1 protein-coding gene and 1 pseudogene are annotated in these 713 nt (G+C 63.1%); both read right to left on the bottom strand.

Features of this window, described 5'->3' with window-relative positions:
- A pseudogene (locus EN780_RS36220) lies at window positions 1-277 on the bottom strand (phosphate starvation-inducible protein PhoH); the annotation flags it as partial.
- Window positions 278-356: 79 nt separating this feature from the next.
- Window positions 357-713, bottom strand: a 357-nt coding sequence (locus EN780_RS36215; RefSeq protein WP_128276594.1) for a TRAM domain-containing protein, incomplete at its 5' end; no start/stop codon positions are given.

Raw genomic sequence — 713 nt, 5'->3', positions numbered from 1 at the left:
GGCCGATGTCGACGCCCTTCTGGAGGATGCCGTAGAGGTTGTCCAGCGCGCGGCGCGCCTGCTCGGCGGCCGAGGCCGAGCCCTTGATCGTTAGCTGGTTGCCGCGCGAGCGGATGTCGACGCCGAGCTTCTGCTCGAGCCGCGCCAGGTTCTCGTCGAACTGGCCATACAGGGCGCTGGCAAGCTTGTTGTTGTCGAAGGTCAGAACGATGTGCGCCATGTCGGAAGCCCCGGATGCCTGGTTCGGGGGCAGGTTCTTCAGTTCAGCAGCGCTCAACCGTCTCTCCTCATCTGCCGAGGCTTGTGGCTATGCATGTCGTTGTCCCAAAACCGCGGGCACAATCTAGCGACATGCATCAGGCCAACTCGGCGAACAGGCTATTGTAGCCCGTCCTTGTGATTCGTACCTCGATAATGTCACCGATTTCACCGGCCTTTTCATCAACAATAACGGGCTGCAGCCAGGGCGAACGGCCGACCTTCTGGCCAGCCTGGCGGCCCGGCTTCTCGATCAGCGTGCCGATGGTCCTGCCGACGAGGCTGGCGCCGAAATCCTGCTGCTGCTTCAGGAGCAGGGCCTGCAGGCGCTGCAGGCGATCGTCCTTGACGGCTTCCGGCACGTGATCGGGCATTTCGGCGCCAGGCGTGCCCGGACGCGGCGAATATTTGAACGAGAAGGCCGAGGCATAGTGGACCTCGCGCACCAGCTGCAT

The sequence above is a fragment of the Mesorhizobium sp. M4B.F.Ca.ET.089.01.1.1 genome (assembly GCF_004022605.1).
In the GTDB taxonomy this organism is placed as follows: domain Bacteria; phylum Pseudomonadota; class Alphaproteobacteria; order Rhizobiales; family Rhizobiaceae; genus Mesorhizobium; species Mesorhizobium abyssinicae.
Note: the sequence above shows the minus strand (reverse complement) of the source record. Positions and strands in the feature narration are given on the sequence as shown.